19 protein-coding genes and 1 pseudogene are annotated in these 26,867 nt (G+C 59.6%); 5 read left to right on the forward strand and 15 right to left on the reverse strand.

The genetic code is table 11. The features are described 5' to 3' along the window. Positions 1 to 209: 209 nt before the first annotated feature. The 8 genes from DWW03_RS07110 to DWW03_RS07150 all read right to left on the reverse strand — a co-directional run bounded on the left by DWW03_RS07110 (position 210) and on the right by DWW03_RS07150 (position 10,922). Positions 210 to 812, reverse strand: a complete 603-nt coding sequence (locus DWW03_RS07110) for a DUF4923 family protein (RefSeq protein WP_015547948.1) — start codon at positions 810 to 812, stop codon at positions 210 to 212. Positions 813 to 822: 10 nt separating this feature from the next. Next, a complete protein-coding gene (locus DWW03_RS07115) occupies positions 823 to 2,748 on the reverse strand; it encodes an NAD(+) synthase (protein WP_022061289.1) in 1,926 nt (641 codons plus the stop codon). 30 nt (positions 2,749 to 2,778) lie between these two features. Then, positions 2,779 to 3,996 carry a peptidase T gene (gene pepT / locus DWW03_RS07120; protein ID WP_022061288.1) on the reverse strand — a complete coding sequence of 406 codons (1,218 nt, stop codon included), beginning with the start codon at positions 3,994 to 3,996 and terminating at the stop codon, positions 2,779 to 2,781. A gap of 19 nt (positions 3,997 to 4,015) precedes the next feature. Next, entirely contained in the window at positions 4,016 to 6,019 is a 2,004-nt protein-coding gene (locus DWW03_RS07125; RefSeq protein WP_118406562.1) for an OPT family oligopeptide transporter, read from the reverse strand. 68 nt (positions 6,020 to 6,087) lie between these two features. Then, complete coding sequence (locus DWW03_RS07130) at positions 6,088 to 6,414, reverse strand: nucleoside triphosphate pyrophosphohydrolase family protein (protein ID WP_015547944.1); 327 nt, start codon at positions 6,412 to 6,414, stop codon at positions 6,088 to 6,090. A 135-nt stretch (positions 6,415 to 6,549) separates the two neighbouring features. Beyond that, positions 6,550 to 8,289: a DUF4091 domain-containing protein gene (locus tag DWW03_RS07135; protein ID WP_022061285.1), complete on the reverse strand. Its 1,740-nt coding sequence runs from the start codon at positions 8,287 to 8,289 to the stop codon at positions 6,550 to 6,552. Positions 8,290 to 8,398: 109 nt separating this feature from the next. Continuing rightward, positions 8,399 to 9,652, reverse strand: a complete 1,254-nt coding sequence (locus DWW03_RS07140; RefSeq protein WP_118406563.1) for a UDP-N-acetylmuramoyl-tripeptide--D-alanyl-D-alanine ligase — start codon at positions 9,650 to 9,652, stop codon at positions 8,399 to 8,401. Positions 9,653 to 9,848: 196 nt separating this feature from the next. After that, the gene (locus DWW03_RS07150; protein ID WP_022061283.1) at positions 9,849 to 10,922 is read right to left on the reverse strand and encodes a mannose-1-phosphate guanylyltransferase; all 1,074 of its coding nucleotides are present in this window, start codon (positions 10,920 to 10,922) and stop codon (positions 9,849 to 9,851) included. Positions 10,923 to 11,010: 88 nt separating this feature from the next. On the opposite strand from DWW03_RS07150, the gene pssA reads away from it, so the two are divergent. The 5 genes and pseudogenes from pssA to DWW03_RS16580 all read left to right on the forward strand — a co-directional run bounded on the left by pssA (position 11,011) and on the right by DWW03_RS16580 (position 15,410). Then, positions 11,011 to 11,730, forward strand: coding sequence for a CDP-diacylglycerol--serine O-phosphatidyltransferase (pssA, locus tag DWW03_RS07155; protein WP_022061282.1), 720 nt, complete (start codon positions 11,011 to 11,013; stop codon positions 11,728 to 11,730). 57 nt (positions 11,731 to 11,787) lie between these two features. Further along, the gene (locus tag DWW03_RS07160; protein ID WP_022061281.1) at positions 11,788 to 13,932 is read left to right on the forward strand and encodes a putative porin; all 2,145 of its coding nucleotides are present in this window, start codon (positions 11,788 to 11,790) and stop codon (positions 13,930 to 13,932) included. A 44-nt stretch (positions 13,933 to 13,976) separates the two neighbouring features. Then, a complete protein-coding gene (locus DWW03_RS07165) occupies positions 13,977 to 14,669 on the forward strand; it encodes a transglycosylase SLT domain-containing protein (RefSeq protein WP_015547937.1) in 693 nt (230 codons plus the stop codon). Between the two features lie 281 nt (positions 14,670 to 14,950). Next, positions 14,951 to 15,052: pseudogene (locus DWW03_RS17060) on the forward strand (RNA polymerase sigma-70 factor); the annotation flags it as partial. Positions 15,053 to 15,086: 34 nt separating this feature from the next. After that, complete coding sequence (locus DWW03_RS16580; protein WP_118406564.1) at positions 15,087 to 15,410, forward strand: sigma-70 family RNA polymerase sigma factor; 324 nt, start codon at positions 15,087 to 15,089, stop codon at positions 15,408 to 15,410. A 55-nt stretch (positions 15,411 to 15,465) separates the two neighbouring features. Here DWW03_RS16580 and DWW03_RS07180 read toward each other — a convergent pair whose 3' ends face one another. The 7 genes from DWW03_RS07180 to DWW03_RS07210 form a co-directional block, all read right to left on the reverse strand. Then, positions 15,466 to 16,635, reverse strand: coding sequence for an FN3 domain-containing metallophosphoesterase family protein (locus DWW03_RS07180; protein WP_022061279.1), 1,170 nt, complete (start codon positions 16,633 to 16,635; stop codon positions 15,466 to 15,468). A gap of 12 nt (positions 16,636 to 16,647) precedes the next feature. Continuing rightward, positions 16,648 to 17,529 carry an endonuclease/exonuclease/phosphatase family protein gene (locus DWW03_RS07185; RefSeq protein ID WP_015547934.1) on the reverse strand — a complete coding sequence of 294 codons (882 nt, stop codon included), beginning with the start codon at positions 17,527 to 17,529 and terminating at the stop codon, positions 16,648 to 16,650. 35 nt (positions 17,530 to 17,564) lie between these two features. Continuing rightward, complete coding sequence (locus tag DWW03_RS07190) at positions 17,565 to 18,557, reverse strand: BT_3987 domain-containing protein (protein ID WP_015547933.1); 993 nt, start codon at positions 18,555 to 18,557, stop codon at positions 17,565 to 17,567. Positions 18,558 to 18,578: 21 nt separating this feature from the next. Next, a complete protein-coding gene (locus tag DWW03_RS07195; RefSeq protein WP_015547932.1) occupies positions 18,579 to 20,387 on the reverse strand; it encodes a RagB/SusD family nutrient uptake outer membrane protein in 1,809 nt (602 codons plus the stop codon). A 15-nt stretch (positions 20,388 to 20,402) separates the two neighbouring features. Then, positions 20,403 to 23,669: a TonB-dependent receptor gene (locus DWW03_RS07200; protein WP_118406565.1), complete on the reverse strand. Its 3,267-nt coding sequence runs from the start codon at positions 23,667 to 23,669 to the stop codon at positions 20,403 to 20,405. 197 nt (positions 23,670 to 23,866) lie between these two features. Beyond that, positions 23,867 to 25,063: a FecR family protein gene (locus DWW03_RS07205; RefSeq protein WP_022061277.1), complete on the reverse strand. Its 1,197-nt coding sequence runs from the start codon at positions 25,061 to 25,063 to the stop codon at positions 23,867 to 23,869. A gap of 128 nt (positions 25,064 to 25,191) precedes the next feature. Then, positions 25,192 to 26,865 carry a PCMD domain-containing protein gene (locus tag DWW03_RS07210; RefSeq protein WP_118406566.1) on the reverse strand — a complete coding sequence of 558 codons (1,674 nt, stop codon included), beginning with the start codon at positions 26,863 to 26,865 and terminating at the stop codon, positions 25,192 to 25,194. Positions 26,866 to 26,867 lie beyond the last annotated feature (2 nt).

Here is a 26,867-nt window from a genome sequence, read left to right on the forward strand (position 1 = left end):
CTAAAAATAGAACATTTATCGGAGTTTTGCAACTTATTTAAGAATTTCGTAAAATATTTTATTTATCCGCTCCCCGAATTTGCTTACTGTCTGCGAGAAGGTTGGACTTCGGGAATGAAAATCCGTAACGAAAAATGACGGATTTGCAGTAAATCCGTCATCGAAATTTTTTCAAATTTTTTTCGGCTTTTCCCGCCGGGAAGCCCGTATTATTTCGAAAAGGCGAAGCCGACGTAGACGTTCTTGTATTTCGACAGCAGCGTCGTGGCCGTCGAAAAATAGGAGACTTTGCTGCCGAGCGCCGTGACGACCTCGACGAGTCTGGTGACCGGGAAGACCAGCACCAGTTCCTGCCCGCTGATGTAGGCGTGGCCGGGAACCGAACCCAGGTTGAGCTTGCCCTTGGCGAAATGGAGCGTCACGACGTGTGTCGGGGCGTCGTATTCGTAGGTTCCCGAGAGGGTGTGGGAGCCGAGCGTGGCGGTGAAGGCGTCGTCGTCCTTGCCGAAGGTGAACGTTCCGGCGCCGGGGCGGATGCCCGCCTTGGCATAGGCCTTTTCGAGCTGTTTGACGACGGCGGTTTCGAGCGCCGCGCCCCCGACCTCCGAAGCGATGTCGCCTCCTTCGAACTTGACGCCCGGACCCGTGTAGTTCCACGTTCCGGCAAGAGCATATTGGGTCAGCTTGCCGTCGGTGGCTTTGTCGGCGGCCGCCGTGGCGGCTTTTTTCAGGGCCTCTTTCCAGTCCTGCGCCGAGGAGGTCGTGCCGCCGAGCAGGAGCAGGGATGCTGTGAATAACAGGAGTTTCTTCATTGGGTCTATGTTATAACGTGTCGAGTTCGCGCAGCCATGCCGCTGCCGAGGCGTCGGAGGGCATGCGCCAGTCGCCGCGGGGCGAGAGCGTCACCGAGCCGACTTTCGGGCCGTCGGGCATGGCCGAACGTTTGAATTGCTGGGTGAAGAAACGGCGGACGAAGACCGTGAGCCACCGAAGAATCGCGGCGCGGTCGTAACTCCCGTCGAAGGCCTGTTCGGCCAGCAGTAGGATTTTCGCCGGACCGTAACCCGCGCGGAGGAAGTTGTAGAGGAAGAAGTCGTGGAGTTCGTAAGGCCCCACGAGGTCCTCGGTCTTCTGGGCGATTTTGCCGTTGTCGTCGGCCGGGAGCAGTTCGGGGCTGACGGGCGTGTCGATGATGTCGAGCAGCGTGGCGCGCGTCGCGGCGTCCTGTTCCGTCGCGGCGGCCCACTTCACGAGGTGGCGCACCAGCGTCTTGGGAACCGAGGCGTTGACGCCGTACATCGACATCTGGTCGCCGTTGTAGGTCGCCCAGCCCAGCGCCAGTTCCGACAGGTCGCCCGTGCCGATGACCAGTCCGCCCTCCATGTTGGCCACGTCCATCAGGATTTGCGTGCGTTCGCGCGCCTGGGCGTTTTCGTAGGCCGCGCCCCGGCAGCCGGGGTCGAGGCCTATATCCTGAAAATGCTGCGTGCAGGCGTCGCGGATCGGGATTTCGCGGATCGTCACGCCCAGTCCGCGCATCAGCTCCAGCGCATTGTTGTAGGTGCGGTCGGTGGTCCCGAATCCGGGCATCGTGATGCCGATGATGCCCGCGCGGTCGAGGTGCAGGAAATCGAAGGTCCGGGCCGTCACGAGCAGTGCGAGCGTCGAGTCCAGGCCGCCCGAAATCCCGACGACGGCCTTTTCGGAGCGGGTGTGAACCATCCGCTGCGCAAGTCCGTGCGACTGTATCCGGAAAATCTCCTCGCAGCGTTCGCTGCGGTCGGCTTCGTCCTTGGGTACGAACGGCATCGGGTCGATGTCGCGGTCGAGCGCCACGCCGCGAAGCCCCTCGGGAATCTCCATTTCGATCACGGTGTTCTCCGTGGCCCCTTCGTTCGCGCGGAACGAGGTGTTGCGGCGGCGTTCGAACTCCAGCCGCTCGATGTCCACGTCGGCGACGACCAGCTGTTCGTCGGGCGAGAAGCGCGCGGCTTCGCGCAGAATGCAGCCGTTTTCGGCGATGACGGCGTTGCCGGCGAACACGAGGTCGGTGGTCGATTCGCCGAAGCCCGCCGAGCAGTAGACATAGGCCGCAATCGCGCGTCCCGACTGCTGGGCCACCAACTGCCGCAGGTAGGCGTGTTTGCCGACCGATTCGGGCGATGCCGAGAGGTTGAAGATCACCTTCGCGCCGTTGAGCGCCAGCTGCGACGAGGGCGGTGCGGCGGTCCAGAGGTCCTCGCAGATCTCGATGCCGAACTCCGCGCCGTTGACTTCGAACGTGAGGTCGGCGCCGAAGTCGGCCTGCTGCCCCGCGACGGCGATATGCTCGTCGGAAATCCCGGCGCCCGACGCGAACCAGCGGTTTTCGTAGAACTCCCCGTAGTCGGGGATATAGGTTTTGGGAACCACGCCCAGCACTTTGCCTTGCGTGAAGACCACGGCGCAGTTGTAGAGCGTCGACCCGTGGCGCAGGGGAGCGCCTGCGATCAGCGTGAGGGGGAGTTTGCGCGTGGCGCGCACCAGGCGTTCCAGCGCCTCGTCGGCCGCGTCGAGCAGCGTCTGCTGCAACAGGAGGTCGCCGCAGGTGTAGGCCGTGACGCCCAGTTCGGGGAACGCCACGATCTCGACGCCCCGCCGGGCGGCCTCCTCGGCCATCGCCGCCATCCGTTCGGTGTTGTAGTCGCAGTCGGCGACCCGCACGTGCGGAACGGCCGCCGCCACCTTGAGAAAACCGAAATTGTCCATAGACTTCGTGATTTTTAATTGTTCTTCGGGCTATTCAGACCAAAGAACCGCCAGATTCAGGATCACCTGCTGGGCCTTGCGCATCGTCGTGAGCGAACAGTATTCGAACTTGCCGTGGAAATTCATGCCTCCGGTGAAGAGGTTGGGGCACGGCAGGCCCATGAACGAGAGGCGCGCGCCGTCCGTGCCGCCGCGAATGGGCCGCACGAGGGGTTTCACGCCGGCCATCTCCATCGCTTTCAGAGCCTTGTCGATCACCTGCGGGTGCGGCTCGACCATCTTGCGCATGTTGTAGTACTGATCCTTGAGCGTGAGGGTCACGACCTGGTCGCCGTATTTCTTTTTCAGCAGGTCGACTGCGGCCCACATGAAGACCTTTTTCTGCTCGAACTTCTCGGCGTCGTGGTCGCGGATGATGTAACTGACCGAAGCGTTCTCGACCGTGCCGTTCAGCCCTACGCAGTGGTAGAATCCCTCGTAACCCTCGGTGAACTGCGGACGCTGCGAGGCGGGCAGCAACCCCTGAAGTTCGCACGCCACGTCGATGGCATTGATCATTTTGTTCTTGGCGTAGCCCGGATGGACGTTGCGGCCCTGAATCTCGACCTTCGCGCTCGCCGCGTTGAAGTTTTCATACTCCAGTTCGCCCTCCATGCCGCCGTCGACCGTGTAGGCGAAATCGGCGCCGAAGGCCTTCACGTCGAAGAAATCCACGCCGCGGCCCACCTCTTCGTCGGGGGTGAAACCGATGCGGATCTTGCCGTGTTTCACCTCGGGGTGCGCCATGAGGTATTCCGCGGCGGTCATAATCTCCGCAACGCCGGCCTTGTCGTCGGCGCCCAGCAGCGTCGTGCCGTCGGTGTGGATCAGGGTGTGGCCCTTGAAGAAGGCCAGCTCGGGGAAGTCCGCAACCCGCATCGTCAGCTGGCCGTTCAGGGCGATGTCGCTGCCGTCGTACTCGTCGATCACGCGGGGTTTCACCTCCTTGCCGCTCATGTCGGGCGAGGTGTCGACGTGGGCGATGAAGCCGATGACGGGGGCGTTCTCGCACCCTTTCGAGGCGGGGACGGTGCCCATCACGTAGCCGTACTGATCCATCGTGACCTCGGTCATGCCCAGGGCCTCCATCTCGTCGCGCAGGGCCGCCAGGAGGACCTTCTGCTTTTCGGTCGAGGGGAATGTCGTGCTCTCCTCCGACGACTGGGTGTCGTAGGAGACGTATTTCAGAAAACGTTCTTTCAAGTCCATTGTCGTTGCAGATTAAATGTTATTCTTCCTTTTTGGCCCGCAGGGTGTGCCAGGCGAAGTAGCCGATCAAAACGAGGTACATCGCAAGGCCCGTCCATTCGGCGGCGTTTGACGAGGCCCAGCCGGAGAGGAACCAGTCCACGCCGACGAATTTCAGCACGGCGCTCACCACGCCCATCAGTGCGCCGCCGGCGATGAATCCCGAGGCGATCAGCGTGCCGCGGTCGAAGCGGGCTTTGTTCAGACCCTCGTCTTTCGAGCGGCCGGAGACGAACCAGGCCACCAGTCCGCCCACCACCAGCGGGGCGTTCAGCTCCATGGGGATGAACATGCCCAGCGCGAAGGCGAGGGCCGGGACGCCGATCGACGTGAGCACAAGGGCCAGCGCAGCGCCGCAGAAATAGAGCATCCACGGGGTCTGGCCGCCGGTCATCAGGGGCTGGATCACCGCCGCCATGGCGTTGGCCTGCGGAGCCACCAGCGCCCCTTCGCCCACGAATCCGTAGGATTTGTTGAGGATGATCATCACGCCGGCCACGGTTGCCGCAGCAACGAACGTGCCGAGGAATTTCCAGGCCTCCTGCTTTCGGGGCGTCGTGCCGAGCCAGTAGCCGATCTTGAGGTCGGTGATGAAGCCGCCGGCCATCGACAGGGCCGTGCAGACCACGCCGCCGATCACCAGCGCGGCGGTCATGCCCGTCGTGCCGCTCAGCCCCACGCTCACCAGCACCAGCGACGAGAGGATCAGCGTCATCAGCGTCATGCCCGAGACGGGGTTCGTTCCCACGATGGCGATGGCGTTGGCCGCGACGGTCGTGAAGAGGAACGCGATGATGAAGACGATCAGAATGGCCGTGACGGACTGCACCCAGCCGTCGAGCAGCCCGAAGTGGAAGAAGACGAAGACCGAAATGAGCGTGGCGATCAGGATCGTGAGGATGCGCTTTATCGAGATGTCGCGTTGCGTGCGCTCGGGGGCCGCGGCGGCGCTTTTGCCGCCTCCGAACTCCGAGACCGCGAGGCCTACGGCCTGGCGGATGATCTTCGACTGGCGGATGATGCCGATGATGCCCGCCATGGCGATGCCGCCGATGCCGATCGGCTTGCCGATGAAGGCGAAGAGGTTTTCGGCGGTGAAGATCGACTGCGGGTCGGCGACGATGTCGGCGCGCGTGACGCCCAGCAGCGAGAGCATCGCGGCGGAATCGACCGCTTCGGCCAGCGAGCCGACCACCGGGACGATCACGAACCAGACGAGGCACGAGCCGGCGGTGATGATCATGGCGTATTTCAGGCCGATGATATACCCCAGACCCAGCACGGCGGCCGAGGTGTTCAGCCCGAAGACCACTTTGAACTTGTCGGCGGCGACAGCGCCCCATTCGCAGATGCGCGTCGAGACCGATTCGGTCCACAGTCCGAACGTACCGACGACGAAGTCGTACAATCCGCCCACGAGTCCCGCGACGGCCAGCAGTTTGGCCTGCGAGCCGCCCTTCTCGCCCGAAACGAGGACCTCGGTGGTCGCCGTGGCCTCGGGGAAGGGATATTTGCCGTGCATCTCCTTGACGAAGTATTTGCGGAAGGGGATCAGCAGAACGATGCCCAGCAGGCCGCCGAACAGCGACGAGAGGAACACCTGCCAGAAAGCGGCGTCGAGGCCCAGGATGTAGAGCGCCGGGAGGGTGAAGATGGCTCCGGCGACGATCACGCCCGACGAGGCGCCGATCGACTGGATGATGACGTTCTGCCCCAGCATGTTCTTCTTGCCCAGCACCGAGCCCATGCCCACGGCGATGATGGCGATCGGGATGGCCGCTTCGAAGACCTGCCCGACCTTGAGGCCGAGGAAGGCCGCGGCGGCCGAGAAGACGACGGCCATGACGACGCCCATCGTGACCGAGTAGGGCGTCACCTCCTTCGGGTTGGACGAAGCCGGCATCACGGGCGTGTACTCTTCGCCCGGCTTGAGTTCGCGGTAGGCGTTTTCGGGCAGCGAAGTTTGGATTTTTTCGGGTTCCATGTATGATTATGAATTTTGAATTCTGAATTTTGAATTTTGAATTGCAATCGTTCGGTTTTGCCGAACGATTAGCGGTTGTCGCCGCTGCCCGTCAGGTGGTTGCGCTGCATGCGCGAGCGGAGTTTGTCTACGTTCATCTGCGCCACGTCGTCCAGTTCGTAGCCCAGGTCGCGGGCGAGGGTGGCGCAGTACCACATGACGTCGCCGATCTCCTTGACGATTTCGAGTTTCTTCTCGGGGGTGAACTCCTCGTGGGCGTCGCGGATCACTTTTTTGACCTTGTCGGCCACTTCGCCCGCTTCGCCCGTAAGTCCGAGCGTGGGGTAGATGATGCGGCGGTCGTCGGGGTAGATCGCCGTTTCGAGGGCGTGCTGCTGGTATTCGTTGAGAGTCATCGTTTGGGGTTTATGAGTTAAATCGGACAAAAATAACGATTTTTTCGCAAGAATGCACGAAAAGTCCCGGCAACCTGTCTGAAAATCGGGTTGTCGTGACCTCTTTTTATGCCGTATTGCGGACCGTCCGGCGGATCAGAGCGTATTCAGCGTCGCGCGGGCATTGCGCAGGGTCTGCTCCCAACCGTCGAAGGCGACCGACGAACGGAACGGCTCCAGCAGGTCGTGGAGGGTTTGCAGTTTCGCATCGTCGCCGCTGAATTCCGTTTTCAGCAACCGGATTTTCTCCCAGTCCTGGATGCCTTCGACGAGGCGTTCGAAACGGATCGACGAGCGGCCTTCGGGATAGACGAGGTAGGTGTCGCCGGCGGCCCATTTCCGGAACCGCGAGTCGCGGATCGGGTCCTCGACCCACGAGTTGTAGGCCCAGCGCAGGAATCCGTCGTAATCCTCGGCGGCGGCGTACCAGCTCAAATAGGTCGCCTCGGCCGGCGCCGACGAGGTGTAGGTGTTCGGGAATCCCGACGAACAGCAGACGTAGAAGGTGGTCGTCAGCCCCTTGCTGCGGCGCTGGACGATGTCCGTCTGTTCGATCGGGCCGAAGATGCTGGCGCACATGTCCTTGATGTAGGGATACTGTTTGAAGATCTTGTGGTTGTCGGCCAATGCGATGCCCAGTTCGGGCGCGACCTCCTTCAGCAGGGCGGTCGCGGCGGCCATCACCTCGGGCGAACGCTCGTCCATAGCGATGTTGGTGATGCCGAGCCATCCTTTTTCGCGGAGGTGACCGACGAAGGCGGGCAGGAACGGGCCCCACATTTCGCGGAAGGCCGGCGTGCCCGGATCGGCCTTGACGTCGACGAATTCGCCCGTCACGGCATCCTTGTAGTGGAGCATGTTGTTCCACGGCAGCATCGAATAGCAGTTGACGTACTTGCCGACGCCCAGGTCGAGCATGAACCGCACCCAGCGGTCGAAGACCGTGAAGTCATACTCCCACGTGCCGTCGGCCAGGCGCGTCCAGACGATCATATCGGCGTAGGCGTCGTAGCACTGGTTGTTCCAGGGGTCCTTGTTGAGCGTTGCCGTGATGACTTTCTGCCCGGCGTCTGCGAGTTGCCGCATCGTCGGCCGCATCCGTTCGAAATGCTCGTCGCTCCAGACCTCTACCCCTTCGGCGCGGGCCACGGCCGCCGGATGCTGCCACAAGTCGAGGTGGTAGGTCCACTCCGAGGGCGCGGGCAGGGTGCGTTCCGTGACGTTCAGGTGCAGCGTCAGCGTTTCGGCGACGCCTTCGCCCTTTACCGCAACCGGAGCCGTGTAGCGGCCGGGGGTGGCGTCGCGCGGGATATCTACCGTGATCCAGACGGGACGGGTCGACCGGGCGGGCACGTCGCATGAAGCCGCCTCGTCGAGCAGGTCCGCTTCGAGGTGCGCCGGGTTGTTCTCCGGCCGTGCGCCGCAGGGTTGGTCGGTCAGAAAGCGGTCGCTGACGACGTATTTGACGAAGCGTGCGCAGGCGATGCCGGGGAGCTTCGCGCCGTTGTCCGCGACGAAGTCGCCCACGGTGCAGGTCAGGCCGCCGACAGCCGCGGGAGCGGAGATGACAGCCTGGGCCGAGACCTTCTCGCCGCGCCAGCCCGTGAGGGTCGTTTGATCCGTCACGGCTGCTGCGCAGGGTGTCGCGCGGGGATAGCGGACATCCGTCGAGCCAAACGTGACGATCGGTTTTTCGACTCCGTTCCAGGTTTCGGGTTTCTCTCCCTGCGGATCGGCGGGTTCCGTCCAGTCGAAATGCGAGAGAGCATGCTGCGGGGGGATGCCGGTGCAGGAGAGCAGTGCCAGCAGGGGGAGAGTTGCGAGTAGTTTTTTCATGGTCCGTTTATTTTGGGTCGGTTTGTTTCGGTTGTTTTCGGGTGCGGTTCCGGGTGCGGTTCCGGGTGCAGTCTCCGGGTGCAGTCTCCGGGGCGGTTTCCGGGGACGATCAGAGCGCCTCCAGCGCCTGCTCCAGCCCCATGCCGTGCGAACCTTTGACCAGCACGAGGGAGTGCTCCACGGGGGAGACTTTCAGCAGCGAGATCAGGTCGTCGCGCGTGGGGCAGAGCGTGACGTTGGCCGGCTTTTCCGCGAGTCCGTCGTAGGCCTTGGCGAATTCCGGACCTACGAGCAGCAGTTCCGCTTCGGGGTCCTGTGCGGCCATCTCGATGATTGCGGCGTGTTCGCGTTCGGACCAGTCGCCCAGTTCGAGCATGTCGCCCAGAATCAGCACCCGGCGCTGACGCTCTTCGAGCGGCTCGGCGAGAAAATTCCCGACCGAAGCCCGCATGCTCGACGGGTTGGCGTTGTAGCAGTCGGCGACGAGCGTGTTGCGGGACGTTCCGATGCGCTGCGAGCGGTTGTTGTCGGGAACATAGCTGGCGATGGCGTGGCGGATGCGTTCGTCGGGAACGTCGAAATAGTGTCCCACGGCGACGGCGGCCGCGATGTTGAACCGGTTGTAGCTGCCTTCCAGATGGTTTTCGATGCCGTCGGCCAGCGATGCGGAGTAATATTCGGCGGCCAGCGAATCGCGTTCGGCGGCCATGCCCGTCAGGATTTCGTCGTCGGCCGGAACGAAGGCGTGGCCTCCGTTCGCCGCGAGGAAGTCGAACAGTTCGCCCTTGCCGCGGCGAACCCCCTCCGGTCCGCCGAAGCCTTCGAGGTGCGCCAGGCCGATGTTGGTCAGGATGCCGTAGTTCGGCTCGGCGACCGATGCCAGCAGAGCCAGTTCGCCGCAGGCGCTCGCGCCCATCTCCACCACGCCGAACTCCGTGTCGCGGGTCATGGCGAGCAGCGTCAGCGGCACGCCGATGTGGTTGTTGAGGTTGCCGCGGGTGGCGTAGACCTCGAACCGCTCGGCCAGCACGCGGCTGACAAGCTCTTTCGTGGTGGTTTTGCCGTTGCTGCCCGAGATGGCGAGGATCGGGATTCCGAGCGCCCGGCGGTGGCAGCGGGCAAGGTCCTGCAAGGCTTTCAGCGTGTCGTCGACGAGCACGATGCGCTGCCGCTCGTCGGAAGCGGCGACCTGCGGATCGTCGGAGACGGCGTAGGCCGCGCCTTTTTCGAGCGCTTCGGCGACGAAACGGTTGCCGTCGAAGGTATCGCCCCGCAGGGCGAAGAAGATGGAGTCCGGCTCGATCCGGCGCGTGTCGGTCGAGATACGGGGGTGCTGGCTGAAAAGTTCGTATAGTTCGCTCATGGAAGATGTTGGCAAGTATTGTTTTGAGATTATTCGGTCACATGCGATAAGTCCCCTCCGGGGAGGGGATTTGGAGGAGGAGCAGACTCGCAAACACGGCGGAACGCCGTGGATGCGAACGTTGGAATGCACAGTGACGGGCGATGGAAATCATAAGGTCTGGAATGATTTCATCAAGCACATCTGATCCAACGAATCAGATGTGCTTGTCGCCGTTGTGGAACTTGACTTCGTCGATGAATTTTTTGATGTTCTGCTCCTCGGAGCGGGGGCAGACCATCAGCACGTCGTCCGTGTCGACGACGATGTACTCCTTCAGTCCGCTGATCACGGCGATCTTGTCCTTTGGGAGCGAAACGATCGAACTGCGTGTATCGTAGAGGTAACAGCCCTCTTCGGGCACGGCGTTGGCATAGCGGTCCTTGCGCGAATGCTGGTAGACCGAACCCCACGTCCCGACGTCGCTCCAGCCGAACTCGCCGCAGCGGACGTAGACGTTGTCGGCCTTCTCCATGATGCCGTAGTCGATCGAGATGGCGCGGCACTCCGAAAAGGCGATCTCCACGACGTTGCGCTCGGCGTCGGTTCCGATGGCGCGCATCACGCCGCTGAAGAGCGCGTGGTGCTCGGGGAGGTATTTCTCGAAGGCCTCGACGATCGAGCGCACCTTCCACACGAAGATGCCCGAATTCCAGTAAAACTCACCGGATTGCAGGAACACCCGCGCCAGTTCGATGTCGGGCTTCTCGGTGAAGCACTTGACCTTGCTGATGGGCTTGTCGTCCGAGACCTGGATGTAGCCGTAGCCCGTGTCGGGACGCGTGGGTTTGATGCCCACGGTCATCAGCGCGTCGTGCTCCGAGGCGAAGTCGAGACACTCGGCGATGATCGCCCGGAAGTCGTCTTCGTTGAGGATCAGGTGATCCGCCGGGGTGACGATCATTTCGGCATCGGGATTGCGTTTCAGCAGCGTGTAGGCCGCATAGGCCACGCAGGGGGCCGTGTTGCGGCCCACGGGTTCGCAGAGCACCTGTTTTTCGCCGATTTCCGGGATGTGTTCGAGAACCAGGCTCTTGTATTTATCGTTGGTCACCACGAGGAAATTCTCCGCAGGAACCATTTTTGCGAAGCGTTCGTAGGTGTGGCGGATGAAGGATTTGCCCGTCCCGAGAATGTCGAGGAACTGCTTGGGCATCGACTGCCGGCTCTTGGGCCAGAAGCGCGTCCCGATGCCGCCCGCCATGATGACACAATATTTATTGCTTGACATGAGTTATTATATGGAGTTAATTTCGACAAAGATAAAAATATTTTAGTAACTTTGCCGCCTATTGGAAAATTAAATTTTCGCCCCGGCAATGAAAATCAAACTCTTCACGATACCCAATCTGCTGACTCTGTCGAACCTGTTCTGCGGTTCGGCGGCGGTGGTTTCGGCGCTGGTTTGGGGCGACCTGAAGCTGGCCTTCGGCCTGATGGTTCTGGCCGCCGTGTTCGACTTTTTCGACGGCTTCGCAGCGCGTCTGCTCAACCAGAGTTCGCCCATCGGGCTGCAACTCGATTCGCTGGCCGACGACATCTCATTCGGACTGGCCCCGGCGGCGATCATGTATTCGCTCTATCAATGGATGCCCGGCATCTGGCTGCCCGAAGGGTATCCGGGGCTGGTCGTTTTCGTCTTTACGGCCTGCGCCGCGTTGCGGCTGGCGAAATTCAATATCGACGACACGCAGCGCACGGAGTTCTGCGGACTGCCCAGCCCGGCGGCGGCGATGCTCTGCGGTTCGCTGGGGCTGTTGTTCGAGACCAGCGGACTGGAACTTCCGCGCGAGGCGATTTCTGCCATTGCCGTGGTCGTGGGACTGCTGATGATCTCGAATGTGAGGATGTTCGCCCTTAAATTCCACGGCTTCGGCTGGAAAGGGAACGAACTGCGCTACGGATTCATCATCGCGGCCGTCGTGACGGCCGTCCTCCTGCGCGGTTACGCCGTGCCGGCGATCATCGTGCTGTATATCCTCGTTTCGCTGGTGCGGGGGCTTGCCTGCCGGACAAAAGGCTGTGGGAAAGCCGAATAGTTGTATATTTAAAATTTTTTAATTACATTTGCCGCGGATTTCCGCTCTTTGGCTGACATGTCGAGATTTTCGAACCGCATATTGCTGACGCTCCTGCTCGGTCTGTTTTTTGCAGCGCCCGAGGCGGTGCGCTCCCAGGGCTTCGATGCGAAGACCTTGCAGCGCGCGCAGCGCAACGGCCAGACGGGTAACCTCTACGGCAGCAATCCCTACGAGCAGACCGAAGGCGAGGAGGGCGAGAACCAGCAGCCGCAGGACACCACCAAGAAGGAACGGAAAATCCGCAAGCCGCTCGAGTCCTATTTTTTCAATGACTCGATCCGCGCGCTGAACAACTTCAAATGGCACGTGAGCCGCGATTTCAACCGCGTCGAGATCGGGCCTTTGGACACCACGCTGACCGATTACCGGATCGACTATCCGTTCTACCGGGAGGACGTGGGCGACATCGCCCAGGGGGCTTTGGGCCAGACGTCGCTGCCGTTGAACTATTTCCGGCGTCCGCAGTTCTTTGACTTCAGTTTTGCGAGTCCCTACTACGCGTACACCTACAACATGGAGAACGTGCCCTTCTACAACACGAAGAAGCCGATGATCCGGATGAATTACGCGGAGTCGGGGCAGAAGCGTTTCCGTGAGGAGAATTTCGGCATCATGCATGCGCAGAACATCTCTCCGACGACGGGTTTCAACATCGACTACAAGGCGCGGGGCACGCGCGGCCAGTACGTCTGGTCGCGGACCAAGAACCACAACCTTGCGGTGGCCGTCAGCCACACGGGCAGGCGGTATTCGGTCCATGCGGGCTACTACAACAACCACATCGAGCAGCAGGAGAACGGCGGCGTGGTCGGCGAGTGGGCCATTGCGGACACGACGTTCGAGATGCCTTCGGGCGTGCCGATGCGGCTGGCCGACGCCGAGGCCAGGAACCTCTACCGCAACAACGCCTTCTTCGTCACGCAGTCCTACGGCATCCCGCTGCAACGGCTCACGGAGAGCGATTTCTCGATGGCGAACCTCTCGGCGGTGTATATCGGCCATTCGTTCGAGTACAGTTCGTGGAGCAAGGTCTACACCGACAGGAACGAGCCTTATACGAATGAACGGGACCACCGGGACGAGAACGGCGATTTCGTCTCCGCGAAGGGGCATTATTACGATAACTGGTTCATCAACCCTGCGGAGACGCGTGACTCGATCTACGAGCGGAACATTTCGAACCGCTTCTTCGTGCAGGCGCAGCCCTGGGACCGGAACGGAATCGTGGGGACGCTCGACGCCGGCATCGGCATCGACATGCACACCTACTCGCAATTCGAACTGAAAGATTACCTGACGGGGAAGTACACGAAGGTCAACAAGACGAGTTACTTCTTTTACGGCTCCGTCAGCGGAAAGATAAAGAAATATGTCGACTGGGACGGAAACCTCCGTTTCTACCCGTCGGGATACAGAGGCGGAGATCTCTCGATCGGCGCGCACCTCGCGCTGAAAGGCTATCTGCGCGGACACCCCCTGATTCTCGAAGGCCGGTTCTCGATGGACCGCCGCTCGCCGACCTACTGGCAGGAGAATCTGTTCTCTAACCATTATATATGGAACACTCCTTTAAGCAAGGAGAATGAAACTCGGTTCGAGGTCAAGTTTTCGGTTCCCGATTTCGCGTTCGAAGCGGGGGCATGGCAGGGAGTCGTCTCCGACAAGATTTACTATGCGTCGGACAGCAACGTCGCCCAGCACAGCGGCAACGTCAGCCTCACGAGTGTGTATGCTCGCAAAGATTTCCGTTTAGGCGGACTTCATTTGGACAACAGGGTATTGTTGCAGTGGAGCACGGATCAAGATGTTGTACCCGTTCCGCTTTTGAGCGCCTTCCTGTCGTATTACTACGAATTCTGGGTCGTGCGCGATGTGCTGCGCCTGCAGATCGGTCTGGACGGACGCTATAATACCAAGTATTATGCGCCCGGTTACAATCCGGCTCTGTCGGTGTATTACAACCAACGGGAGGTCGAGACGGGGAATTACCCCTATATGGACGCTTTCGTCATGGGAAAGTGGAAGAGAATGCGGATATTCCTGAAATATCAGCATGTGAACAAGGGACTGTTCGGTAACGGAGAATATTTCTCGGCGGCTCGCTATCCGCTCAATCCGGGCATGTTCAAAATCGGTATCTCATGGGGATTCTATGATTGACGTGCTGTTCTGTGCGGTGTAAGCTGCCCGCAAAACAACATTTTATGTTAAAAAAGACCGTATTAACGTTTGCGTTCTTAACCATTCTTACGACATTTTACGGCTTCAACGCCCAGTTCAGCGCACCCGCGACGGACGACGCACTGAACGCACTGGCCGAGATGCACCACTCGCTGCTCCCCGAGGGCAGTTACGTCATTTCGGCCTACGACAATCTGATTCGCAACATCAGCGAAGAGGAGGGCCACGACTGGCGCCTGATGAGCGCCATCGCCTACCACGAATCGCGCTTCACGCCCGACATCACCTCGCGCAGCGGGGCCCGCGGCCTGATGCAGATCATGCCTTCGGTGGCGCGTCAGTTCGACGTCCCCGCGGCCGAGATCACTGATCCGAGGACCAATATCTGGTTGGCCAACAAACTGATGTCGAAGATCATGTCGTCGCTCCGTTTTCCGGAAGGGACACCTGAAAAAGACCGCATGAGCATCATCCTGGCCTCGTATAACAGCGGTATCGGCCATGTGAACGACGCCCGCCGTCTGGCCCGCCTGAACGGAGAGAACCCCAACTCGTGGGAGGTCGTGGCCCGGTACCTTACGCTGAAGGCCGAGCCGGAATTCTACGAGAACGAAGTGGTCAGATGCGGACGATTCACCGGCAGCCGGCAGACGCTGGCCTATGTGAACGACGTGATAGGACGCTACGACAGATACTGCCGCATCGCCGGAAGGTGACGGCGGCAGGATAAATTAAAGGCAGGACCCGCAAGAGCGGTCCTGCCTTTTTTGTGCCTGTGCCCCGCGCAGCGGGGACAGGATGCCCTGCGGTGTGGAATCTACTCGAAGACGAAGATAGTTGGCGGCAGTCCAAATTTTGCAATTTCCCGAATTATCGCTATATTTGAATGATTCGGAGTATTCCGACATATTTTGAGAAAACTGTGGAAAACCATTCGGCGTATTTTCAGCAACTATTCCGCGATCACTATGAACCCTTGTGTGCACGGGCTTTTCAGATGGTCCATGACCGCAAGGCGTCGGAAGACATCGTGCAGGATGTCTTTCTTGCCTTGTGGGAACGGCGGGAGGAGGTGGACTTCGACCGGCCGCTGCTGCCGCTGCTGTTTGTCGCCGTGAAGAATCGTGCCATAGATTTGCTGCGCTCCAAAAAATGGCGGGGGGGGGGAATCCGGACTGGACGAGTTGGATGTCTGTATTCGTACGCTTGTCGCCGACCATATCGAAGAGGAGTTCCAGTTATCGCAGTTGAGCGAGGAGATCGACTGCTGCATTTCGGGACTTTCCGAGCAGTGCCGCCAGGTGTTCCTGTTGAGCCGCACGACAGGCCTGAAAAACCGGGAGATCGCCGAGCGGCTCAACATCAGCGTCAAGACCGTCGAAAAGCATATTGGGGCGGCGCTCTCCCAGCTTCGGCTCCGGCTCAGCCGCAGCGGATTTCTGCGGCTTTTCCTCTGAAAAACAGAAGATGCCCTGCACCGTTTCGGTGCAGGGCATTGTTTTTTCCGCCTCGTTAGCGGAGTGGGAATTCGTGTGTGTGTGCGACGCGTCCGCCGGGACCGACGATTCGGATCGCGATTCGGTCGCCCGTCATGTCGCACCGTATGTAGCTTTGATTGCCGTTGACCACGACCGGGAACCGAACTTCGTCGTTTGCCGGGTGGAAGCCGTAGCGGTGCGTGTGGCCGGAGAACATGATATTGATGCCGGCCTCGTTGAGGATCGGCAGGAACAGATTCCGGAGGTGGTTGCTGCCGTGCCACGTTCCGCCGTCGAGCGGAATATGGAGGAAGACGACGCGTGCCGAGGCGTTGCGGAAGGTTTCGGAGGCCACCGCCCTGCGGAGCCATTCGCACTCTTCGCGGCGATAGGCGTCGTAGTCGGCAAGCCCTCCGTATTCGATGTCCGTGTCAGGCTTGTCTTCGCCGCAGTCGAGCAGCAAGAAACAGACCGATCCGACTTTGCAGAGTTGGTAGTGGCGGCCGTTACGCGTCGGGAAATAGTCGTGCAGACGGTCGGCGAAGACGCCGCGCGTCTCATGGTTGCCGCGGTTGTAGAGTATCGGGGTCTCCGAGGCGTAAAGGTTTACCGAGGCGTCGATGAAATCCCGGAACAACTGCTCCTCATTTTCAATGCTGCTGGACATGTCGCCGTTGAGCATTACGAAGTCGTGTTTGCCGAAATTGATTTCCCGGCACAGTTCGGTCATGTCGTCGGCGCGTCCGTGGATGTCGTTCAGGATGACGAACGAACAGTCGGTTCCCGTTGCCGGGAATGTCCGGAACCGGAACGGCGCGCGTTTGTAGACATTGCTGGCAACGGTCCTGCCGTAGAGGACGTTGTCTCCGTGTTTCCATTCGAGTACCTCCTGCGAGAAGATGCGGTAGCAGTATTTCGTTCCGGGACGCAGGTTGTTCAGCCGCACGGCGTGCAGTGTCTTGTGCGCCTGTTTGCGGCCCGCGACGGTTTCGTAATGGCGGGTATGTTCGGCGGCGTAGAAACTGCGTCCGTCGTCCTCGGTTGCCTCGACCCATGACAAAGCGGGTTTGTTGGTAGTCCACAGGACGGTTACGCCGTCTTCGGTCATGTCGCACAGCCACGGGCCATGCGTGATCTTGAAATCCTGGGCCGGCAGCGTCAGTGCCGCTGCCAGCCCGAGGAGTGTGAATAGCAGTTTTTTCATCTTCCGAACGCTTTATTCCTGATTCTCCGGGAGGTCTTCCTCGGTCTGGAACCGGATGTCGGCCACGACGGGGCGGTGGTCCGAGGCGTCGACGCCGTCGACCTGCTGGTCGCTGCGCGAAACCACTGTGCAGTTCTGTACGCCGAAGTGTCCGATCGGGGCATACAGTATGTAGTCGATCTTGCGGGTGGGATTCTCCGACGGGAAAGTGTATTGGTCGATCGTTCCGACATTGGTCAGGAACGCGGTCATCGTGGCGATGACGTTCGAACTGGGAATGGCGTTGAGGTCGCCCGCAAGGATGAGGTCTCCGTCCAGTTCCGTGTCGCGGATACGGCGGATCTCATTGGCCTGCACCAGGCGGCTCGCATCGCCCGAAAGATGATCGAGGTGCGTCGAGGCGACATAGAGGTCTTTGCCGTCGATCTCGACGCGGATGACGCACAGCGAACGGTCCTCGCCCGGTTGCGAAGCGGCGCAGGGGAGCCGGTAACTGCGGGTCTCTATAATCGGGTGTTTCGACAGCACGGCGTCGCCGTATTCGCCTCCGTCGCGGTCGATGGCTTTCGAGAAGTGCCACTCCATACCGAGTTTGGCTGCCAGGTCGCGGGCCTGGTGTACGTCTTTTCCCGTGCGGTTGGTGAAGACATCCACCTCGTTGAGGGTTACGAAGTCGGGGTCCTGCCGGCGGATTACCTCGGCCAGCGCGTCCAGATCGGCTGCATTGGCGGGGCTTGTGGCGCGTGCGCCGTAAATGTTGTAGGTCATTATGCGGATGATCCTGCCTTTGGGTGGAATGACTGCCTTGTCTCCGTGCTCGTCGTTGTAATTGTCGTCGTTGGTGCATGAAACGACAATCAGGAGCAGCGCCCACAGACATATAGTCTTTTTCATAGTCTTTTGTTTGGTTTAAAAATTTGTTAGTCGGATCAGAATGCCCATACTTCGGCGATGCAGGTCTGGTAGAGGTCGGCCTGCGTGGCGGTGACGAAGATACGGAAATAGCGCCCCGTTGCCTTGTGGTCGAGGTATACCGTGTTCTCGATCCGGTTTTCGACGGTAAAGGTCCCTGCATGGGTCCAGTTTTGGTTGTCGTCGCTCACGTCGATGTTGAAGATACGCGGGTTGCCGCTGCTCTTGGGAACGTCGGAGCCTTCTTTGTCAGACCGTCCGCGGATTGTGAGTCCGTGCAGTTCCTTGGGTGCGCCCATGTCGACGGCGATCCAGTGCGGCGGGCCGGGTTTGGCGTTGCGCCACTGCGTACCCCAATAGGTGTTGTTTTCGCCGTCGATGATCGAAACGGCCAATCCGCGGTTGGGGTAGGTTGATGTCGCTTCAGCCTCCTGCGTCGAGAACCCGGCGATCGACCAGCCGCTCCTGTCGTATCTCGGGAACGGATTTTCGGTGTAGTAGCCGTTGATGCGCAGGTAAGCCGTCTGCAACGATTCGTTGACGGCCAGGTCGGGTGTCACATTCTCGATCCGTACCGGCAGCAGGAAGACGCCCACGCCGTCGAACGCCTGGCTGTTGATGGCGATCCGGATGGGCGAGGAGATGTATTTCCCGTTAGGAATCACGGCTTCGAGGTTCTCGATCGTGTAGCTTCCATCAAGCATCATCGGGTAGTTGCTCTGGTGCTTCTGATTGTAGGTATCCACCAGTTCGGGGGCGACGCGAAATTTGACCGTCACATCGCATCCCGGGTTGCGGATTCCGCTCAAGTTGGCGTAGACCATGAGCGACGTGTCGCGTTCGAGCGGGAATGAGAGTGTGTTCTTGGAGGCGTCGTCGACGGCGTTGACCGTGTAAATACGCGTATAGTTCTCGGGGTTGTCCACGTTCAGGTCGTCCTGAATCGGGTTTTCGCAGGCTGCGAAGAGCGTTCCGCAGCAGAGGACAGCCAGGTATTTCGTAAGTTTCATAGTCGTTATTCGTTTTTACGGTTACCATCCGGGATTCTGGACGATCTGCGGATCGCGGTTGATTTCGGACTGGGGAATGGGGAAAAGGTAGAACTCGGGCCGGAACACGCGGGTTTCGAATACGGTTTTCTCGTAGAACGCCTCGTCGGTGAAGCTGTTGCCTGCGTCGACGTTCATGCCGTAGAAGGGTCCTCCGTCGGTCTGGTCGGCGATCAGCCAGCGGCGGGTGTCGAAATAGCGCAGTTGCTCGAAGCAGAGTTCGATGCGGCGTTCCAGCCGGATCTGCTCGCGCATTTGACTCTGGTTGAGATCGCTTTGGACCGGTCCCAGGCCGCCGCGCTCGCGGATTTTGTTCAGGTAGGTTTCGATGTCCGCATTCCCGGGATCGTATTCGTTGAGCGCCTCGACGTAGTTGAGCAGTATCTCGGCGTAACGCATGATGACGAAGGGACGCTTGATGTAGTTGCCGTTCTTGGGATTGGACGAGGGCGAAACGTTTTTGATGGCGATGTATCCCGAACGCGGGAAGTCCCACGTGCCTTTCTTTCCCGATCCTCCGGTGTAGTAGAGCTGGATGCGGGTTTTCTGATCGCCGATCCAGTAGGCGCCGTTGAAGCAGATGTTGACGTAGAAACGCGGTTCACGATTGACGAACATGTTGCGCGTACCGGCGGGAGCGAATACCCAGCCCGATTTGGGGTCGGAGTAGTTCGCCTTCGAATAGCCGCTCTCCTTGTCCGGGGTAATGGCCGTGCCGTCTTTCATGCGGAAAGCGTCGACCAGTTGCTGGGTCGCCCCCATGCTTTCATAGCCGCTGAACTGCCGGGGTGAAGCCGACCGTTCCCAATGTTTGAGGTAGTTGCTGATGCGGACCATCATCACCTCGCTGTTCCAGTTCTCCAGGAAAACGTTGCGGCAGGACAGGTAAGGGTCGAGCGTTCCGTCGGTGTGGTACTCCTTGTAGAGGTCGAAAATTCCCAGGTCGATGACATCTTTTGCAGCCTGGGCGGCCTTGTTCCACTTTTCGGGGTCTTTTCGGGTCGAAAAAAGGTGTTTGCCGTCCGTGTTGACCACGTTGGCGTAGGCCGGGTTGCCGTTGAACTGGTCGCTGGCGGCCAGCAGCAGTACGCGGCTTTTGAGTCCCATGCACATGGCCAGTGTCGCCCGGCCGTAATCCTTGTCGGCCTGCACGGTGAAGTGCAGCGGCAGGCGGTTGTTGTCGATCATGTCGTCCAGTTCGCCGACGATGTAATCCACGCACTCGTCGTAGGAACTGCGCGGCAGGTTCATCTTCACATCGTCGCGGTCGAGGTCGCCCGGAAGGACTTCGTCGCCCAGCAGTACGCACGGACCGTACTGGCGCAGCAGGCAGTAATAGAACCAGGCACGCAGGAAGCGGGCTTCGTTCTTGTATTGTTCGACGACGATCGGGCCGCGCGTAGGATCGTCGAGCATCTCCTGGTTCGAGCCGATGTGCTGGATGAAGTAGGTTGCCGAGCGGATGCCCCGGTAGTAGTGCGACCAGTACTCGTAGTAGTTCGACGATGCGCTCCAGTTGCCGAGGTTCATCTTGAAGGAGTTGTAATCCTCGCGGTCGTAGGTAACGTCCAGGTCGTCCGAACACGGGTCCCAGGGCACGCCGTTGGTGCGGTGCGACTCGTCGCGGATGTAGCTGTAAACGGTAGCCAGGTATTTCTCGGAGTAGGAGGTGCGCTGGAATACCTGCTCGATGGTGATCCGGTCGTCGGGAACCTGGTCGAAGAAGTCGTCGTTGCAGGCGGTCAGGATGCCGAGGGCGGCCAGTAAAGTGAGTATTGTTTTAAGTTTCATAGCTTGTCGGGGATTTTAGAAGTTGAAATTGATACCCAGGCTGACGGAACCGATGTTGGGATATTTTGCGCCGCGGCCGTCGCCCAGTTCCACGTCCCACAGTTTGAATTTGCTGAATGTAAGCAGATTGACGCCCTGTATGAAGATGCGCGCATTGTTGATGTGGATGCGTTTCATCCAGCGGTCGGGGAGCGTATAGGAGAGTTCGATGTTTTTCAGACGCAGGTAGCTGGTATTTTTGAGCCACCACGTGCTGGCTTCGTAGTTCATGTTCATGTTGCCGATCGAGAGGCGCGGGTAGAAGACATCCTGGCGGGGATTGGCCTCGGTCCAACGGTCGGTGATGTTGCTCTGCAGGTTGCCGCGGCTCGATCCCTGTGCGAAAGGCAGTACGCCTTCGCCGCTGAGGATCGCGTCGACGTGTGCGGCGCCCTGGAACATGGCCGACAGCGAGAGGCCTTTCCAGCCTACGGAGAATCCGAAGCCGTAGACGATTTCGGGGACACTTCCCCAGCCGATGGGCACTTTGTCATATTCGTCGATTTTGCCGTCGCCGTTGATGTCCTTGTAGCGGATGTCGCCCGGGCGCGTGTCGCCGACCTGTACAGGCGCTGCGGCGATCTCCTCCGGACTTTCGAAGAGTCCCAGTGCGATGAGCCCGAACCGCTGGTCGACCTTGTTGCCGATGGTTTTCTGCCAGGGATAGGCCACGGTGCTGTCGTCTTCGAGGACCTTGTTTCGGTTGAACGAGTAGTTACCCATGACGCTCAACGACCAGTCCCGCCACGAATTGGCATAGCTGACCGACATTTCGATACCTTTGTTCTCGACTTTGCCGATGTTGCCGTAGGGGTTGTTGATCATACCGAAATAGGACGGAATGCTTGTGCGGCGCAGGTAAATGCCTTTGCGCGACTCCTTGAAGGCGTCGAATTGCAGGTTGAACTTGTTGTTCAGCAGGCGCATGTCCAGTCCGATGTTGGTTTTGTCGGCGATCTCCCACGTTACGTCGACGGCATATTCGTCGATGGCCGTAGTCCCGTAGGTCTGGTCCATGTTCTTTCCGAACTGGTAACTGGTGTCGTTGGTGTCCTTGACCGTAGCCAGGTAGGCGAAACGGCGTCCGCTGATCTGGCTGTTGCCGACACGACCCCATGTGCCGCGCAGTTTGAGGTACTGGATCACCTCTGTGGCGCCTCTGAAGAAGGGTTCGTTGCTGATTACCCAGCCAAGTCCGACCGACGGAAAGAAGCCGTAACGGTTTTTCGGGGCGAAGTTCTCCGAACCGTTGTATCCGAAGTTGAACTCCCCGAAATAACGGTCGTCGAACGAGTAGGTGAAACGTCCTGCCAGGCCGCGGAAACGGTAGGGCAGCGCCTCTTCGACGTTGGTGGCTTTGGTATTGATTTCGTCGCTCTGGTTAAAGAGCATCATGCCCGATACGGTGTGCCTGCCGAAAGTGTTGCGGTAGTTGACTGCGGCTTCCAGATAGATGGCGCGGTTACCCTTTGCACTGAGGCTGTAGGCCAGGTTCTCGGTTCCCTGGCGGGTTTGCTCGTAGAGCAGGTTGCCGTTGGCGTCGCGTCCTGTGGCGTGGTAGGTGTTCGGGGTTTTGGTGAAACGGTTGCTCGTGTAGTTGTAGGTGTCGAACGAGAACATGCCTGAAACCGAGAGCCCTTTGTAAATCTGCTGCGTGATGCGCAGGTTCGAATAAACCTGGCTGCGCCACTGGTTGGCATAGCCCGTTGCGCCGAGCTGTGCCACCGGGTTTATATCGCCGCCCGAGAAGGCGCCGAGCTTGCCGTCGGGGTAGAGCGGCGCGATATAGGTCGGAGGTGTGAAATAGGCCGATTCGAAGATGCTTGCCTGCGAAGATGCCGGATAGTTGGCGTTGGCCAGGTAGCCCTGGATGCCCAGTTTGATTTCGGTGGTGCGGAACGGGTTGAGCGTGAGGTTCGAGGTGACGTTGTAACGGCGGTAGAAGGTGTTCGAGTTGTAGTCGGCCAGTTTCGTGTCCTTGTACATGCCGTTCTCGTCGTAGTAGGCCAGGCCGATGTAGTAGACCGCCTTGTCGGAACCGCCCTGCACGTTGACGTTGGCCGAGCGGTTGCGGCTGAAGTTACGCAGGATCTGTTTCATCCAGTCTACGTCGGGATAGAGATAGGGGTCTTCCCCGCGGCGGGTCTTATCAATGATCTCCTGGCTGTATAGTTTGCCGCCGCCGCGGGTGAGCGACGCTTCGTTCGACATCTCCATGTAAGTCGCGCCGTCGGCGAAATCGGTGATCTTGGTCGGTTTGGTGAGGCCTTCGGTATAGCGTACGCTGAATTTGGGGCGTCCTTTCAGACCGCTTTTGGTATTGATGATAATGACGCCGTTGGCGCCGCGAACGCCGTAAACAGCAGTTGCAGAGGCGTCCTTCAGGATCGAGAAACTCTCGATGTCTTCGGGGTCGACGTTGGAGAACGAGCGGGGAACGCCGTCGACGAGCGTCAGAGGGGCGCTCATGCTGGCTGTCAGCGTTGAGATGCCGCGGATGTAGATGTTCGCGTCGTCGAAGCCCGGTTCACTGGTTCGCTGTACCGAGACCAGGCCCGATACGCGGCCCGCAAGGCCTTGTGTGAGGTTGGCGACGGGAACTTTCAGTTCCTTGGTCGCTATGGTCTGCTGCGAGCCGATGACGCTGATCTTTTTCTGCACGCCGTAGCCCACCACCTCCACGGCGTCGAGGATGGCGTCGTTTTGCAGCATAACCACGTCGACGATTTCCTGCCCTGCGACCGAAACGTCCTGCGATTTGTAACCTACATAGCTGAATTCCAGTACTTCGTCGGGATAAACGTCGAGCAGGTATTTGCCGTTGATGTCGGTGGCTGTACCGATGTTCGGACGGGCCTTGATGCGGATCGTGACGCCGATGAGCGGATCGTTGTTCTGGTCCCTGACGACGCCTGTGATGCGTGTGATCTTCCGGGGTGTAGCTGCGGCCGCAGTTACGGAGCGTCCGATGACGATCTGCCTTCCCGAGAGTTTCCAGGTGTTGTCGGTTCCGGCGAACAACTGTTTCAGTACAGCCGAAATGGGCTGATTCGTTACTTTCAGGGTGACTTTGCGGTGGATGTCCAAGATGTTGTCGTAGTAAACGAAGATGTAGTCGCTTTGGCGTTCGATCAGTGTGAGGACCTCCTTGATGGGGCGGTTCTGTACGTTGAGCGTGATGGTTTTCGCCGCCTCTGCCGTTTGTGCACTGACGGGCCGGATGAACCCGATTGTTGCCAGCAAAAACAGGAATGTTATCCGGAATAGGTGGAATAATCCCCCATTATCGGCCTTAAAAAGACCGATTTTACCATTTTTGTTGTACATTTGTAAAGATTTGAAGTTTAAAAGGCTATTTTAGATTTTCAATCGCTCCGGATGTCGTTGAGGGACGACATCCGGTCTTTTTTTGGAGGGATACGGGCTGTTACATAGGCAGGTCAGTTTGGGTTGTTGGTAGTCGGGTTATAGTCGATTCGGAAATTCCCGGATCCGGTGATTTGCAGGTTGATGGGGGCTGTTGCGCTCAAGATTTTCAGCACTTCGGCCGGATCGTCTTTGAGTTCGAGTTTGCCCGAGAGCGTCAGCGCTTCGGCTTCGGGCGTACACTCGATCCGACAATTGTAGTAGCGGGAAAGGCGTTCGAGGATGTTCGACAGCGGGTCGTTGTCGAAGGGCAGGTATCCGTGAATCCAACTGATGTAGCTTTCGGCTTCCACTTCGCGGACCTCCAGCGATTCCGAGGTGCCGAGGATGGCTTGTTGGCCGGGAACGATGCGAATTCCGCGGTCGGATCGTCCGGCAGGGGCTACGCTGACGGAGCCGGAGAGCAGGACGACCTCCTGCGTGCGATCGCGGCCGTAGGAGGATATGTAGAATTTGGTTCCCAAAACGCAGACATCCATTTTGCCTGTGTGTACCGAGAAAGGCCGTTCGGCATCGTGCGCCACTTCCATGTAGATTTCGCCTTCGACGTATATTTCGCGCTTCTGCTTTTCGAATACGACGGGGTAGACCAGCCGTGATCCGGCGTTGATCCAGACGCGGGTTCCGTCGGCGAGCGTCAGCGTCGTCTGCTTGCCGTAGGGAACGACCAGCTGGTTGAACGTCGCAGCCTCTTTTTTGGGAATGGTTTTTTCGGCGTTGTTGATCCGGATGGCGGTCGAATCGTAACGGATTGTCGATTTTTGGGTTTCGAGCAGGAGGGTTTTCTGCTCGGACAGCACCAGTTGCACCTCTTTCTGGGTGAATACGGGGGTGTCGGCCTGCCGGATAAACATTTCGATGTCCGGGACGGTCGACGGTTGCAGTCGGTAGTAACCGACAACGGCCAGCATGACGCAGGCTGCCGCTGCGATGCCGATGCCCAGACGGCGCAGTTGCGGCCGCAGGAAAGACCGGGGTCTGGATGCTTCGGCAATCCGGGCCATGACGTTTTCGAGGGCTTGCCCGGTGTTGAACCGGGTTTCCGCAAGGCGGGCGTTTCCCCAGGCTTTGTAAGCCCGGAGAAAGGCGTCGCGGTTGGCTTCGGATGCTTCGAGCCACTCCTGCAGTTCCCGGCGTTCCGTGTCGGTGAGGGGTGTGCCGTCCAGTTGGCGGGTTATCAGATCTTCGATGATATGTTCGGGTCTCTTCATTCTATCTATATCACGGATGAAAGCGCTGAAACCCTACCTCCTCCGGTGTTTTTTTTCGGACCGCCAGGGTAAACAAAAAGCAGAACCGGTGAGGCTCTGCTTTTTGCGGGTTGCGAAAATAGGCATTGTCAATAGACCCACTCGAAATTGTCGACGTAGAGTATGTTCGACTTGCAGCCTGCCATGAAGTCGCCGTAGGCGCTCGTCGAGCAGGAGATCACGATCTGGTACAATCCGGAGGGTTTGGCCTTCGTGTCGTAGAAGTTGAGCGGAAGCTGTACGTCGATCATCTTGCCGCCGGTCGAACTTTGGTCGATGAAAAGCGAGCCGTAGGCGATGATCGGTCCCTCGTCGACCGAAGTGGTCTCTTCCGGATCCCAGGTCCCGGTGGGGGCTTCCGTGCCCGATCCGACTTCGCGGCGGGTGTTCCAGTCCACGATGGCGACCATGATGCGGGCCTTGTCCCGGTCCCCTTCGTGAATCGGGGCGCCGAAATTCTTTTCGATGTCGACGATGCCGATATGTTCTGCATAGTATTGCAGTTTCAGCGCCTTGGGACGGGCTTTCCAGGCGTAAGGCTGGCCGAACGACACGACACCCCGGGTCAAGACGTCCTTCTGGAACAGCCCCGAGAAGAGGTTGCCCGAAGCGAGGACTCCCACGGCGGACGTAGCCTGGAGTTTGGCGCGCGTGCCTCCGTCGAAGGAGGCCTGCGTGCAGAGTCCCCTGGTGAAGGTGTTGTTGCCGCTGCCCCAGAATTCTGCGGTCTTGTTGTTCTGGGTCCAGCAGCTCAGCGAGCTGTCCTCCAGGTCGCCGTTGGGAATCGTGTTGCCCGCGGGGGCCGCATATTCCATCAGCTGGGTCTGCTCGCCCCCGACTGTCAGGCGGAATTCGTAGGTGTGCCCTGCGAAGAGACCCTTGTCCGGCACGAAGTTGTAGACGGCAAGCCCGTGGGGGTTGGTCGACGAGCTCCATTCGGGCGCGAGCGTTGCCGTCAGGATGCCGGCCTCGTAGCTGCTTTCCGCCATTCTCTGCCACTCCGTGGCGCCCTTGATCCGGTATTCCAGCGCGGCGCCGGCCGCATACTCCTCGGCAGAGACGAGAGCGGTGGCCGTGGCCGTATTGTTCCACAGGTCGGTTGCCCGGAGGGCGACCTTCACATTGGTAGGCTCCACGTAAAGCAGCCACCGTTCGGTGATTCCGTGGCAGGTGACGTCTACGAAACGCACCGATTCGAAGCTGCTGCCCGAAAGCTCTTCGAGCGAGGGCGAATAGGTCGTGATGTCGGCGGGGCCGAGTTTGAGTTCCGTGACCTCGATATGTGCCAGATCGGTGTCGCTGGGGACGAGGACCCGGGCGATGCGGTTTTTCTCCTCGATCTCCGTGGCGCCGATCTGCCCCGTCACGCTGAAACGGCGCTCGATGGTCTGTGTGGCGCGGATCGTCCATTCGTAATCCTGGTAGAGCGAAAGCGTGGTGTAGATCGGCGAACGCAGGTCGAACGTGCCGGTCAGCTCCCGGGAGCTGCGGATCTGTTGCAGGACCTCCTCCTTGTCGAGCTGGATGCTGTGGATGACGGCGTCGTAACCCACGGCGTCGATCCGCACGTTGCGGATGTCGGTCGCTTCGTCGAGCGAGAGGGTGACTGTCCGCGACGTGACGTTGTTTTCCGAGACCGAGAAGCCCTGGCCTTCGACGCTCGCGATGCGGAGTTCGACGACCGGATAGGGGATGTCGTTGTGGATGCACGACGCGAGGAGCGCCGCGGCTGCAAGGAGTGCTGTTTTCAGGTATCTGGTCATAA

It is taken from the genome of Alistipes sp. AF14-19, assembly GCF_003461645.1.
Lineage (GTDB): Bacteria > Bacteroidota > Bacteroidia > Bacteroidales > Rikenellaceae > Alistipes > Alistipes shahii.

Bases quoted from the DNA above. Each gene is read 5' to 3' on its own strand.
- DWW03_RS07110 (WP_015547948.1), bottom strand. From the start codon at position 812: ATGAAGAAACTCCTGTTATTCACAGCATCCCTGCTCCTGCTCGGCGGC.
- DWW03_RS07115 (WP_022061289.1), bottom strand. From the start codon at position 2,748: ATGGACAATTTCGGTTTTCTCAAGGTGGCGGCGGCCGTTCCGCACGTG.
- pepT (WP_022061288.1), bottom strand. From the start codon at position 3,996: ATGGACTTGAAAGAACGTTTTCTGAAATACGTCTCCTACGACACCCAG.
- DWW03_RS07125 (WP_118406562.1), bottom strand. From the start codon at position 6,019: ATGGAACCCGAAAAAATCCAAACTTCGCTGCCCGAAAACGCCTACCGC.
- DWW03_RS07130 (WP_015547944.1), bottom strand. From the start codon at position 6,414: ATGACTCTCAACGAATACCAGCAGCACGCCCTCGAAACGGCGATCTAC.
- DWW03_RS07135 (WP_022061285.1), bottom strand. From the start codon at position 8,289: ATGAAAAAACTACTCGCAACTCTCCCCCTGCTGGCACTGCTCTCCTGC.
- DWW03_RS07140 (WP_118406563.1), bottom strand. From the start codon at position 9,652: ATGAGCGAACTATACGAACTTTTCAGCCAGCACCCCCGTATCTCGACC.
- DWW03_RS07150 (WP_022061283.1), bottom strand. From the start codon at position 10,922: ATGTCAAGCAATAAATATTGTGTCATCATGGCGGGCGGCATCGGGACG.
- pssA (WP_022061282.1), top strand. From the start codon at position 11,011: ATGAAAATCAAACTCTTCACGATACCCAATCTGCTGACTCTGTCGAAC.
- DWW03_RS07160 (WP_022061281.1), top strand. From the start codon at position 11,788: ATGTCGAGATTTTCGAACCGCATATTGCTGACGCTCCTGCTCGGTCTG.
- DWW03_RS07165 (WP_015547937.1), top strand. From the start codon at position 13,977: ATGTTAAAAAAGACCGTATTAACGTTTGCGTTCTTAACCATTCTTACG.
- DWW03_RS07180 (WP_022061279.1), bottom strand. From the start codon at position 16,635: ATGAAAAAACTGCTATTCACACTCCTCGGGCTGGCAGCGGCACTGACG.
- DWW03_RS07185 (WP_015547934.1), bottom strand. From the start codon at position 17,529: ATGAAAAAGACTATATGTCTGTGGGCGCTGCTCCTGATTGTCGTTTCA.
- DWW03_RS07190 (WP_015547933.1), bottom strand. From the start codon at position 18,557: ATGAAACTTACGAAATACCTGGCTGTCCTCTGCTGCGGAACGCTCTTC.
- DWW03_RS07195 (WP_015547932.1), bottom strand. From the start codon at position 20,387: ATGAAACTTAAAACAATACTCACTTTACTGGCCGCCCTCGGCATCCTG.
- DWW03_RS07205 (WP_022061277.1), bottom strand. From the start codon at position 25,063: ATGAAGAGACCCGAACATATCATCGAAGATCTGATAACCCGCCAACTG.
- DWW03_RS07210 (WP_118406566.1), bottom strand. From the start codon at position 26,865: ATGACCAGATACCTGAAAACAGCACTCCTTGCAGCCGCGGCGCTCCTC.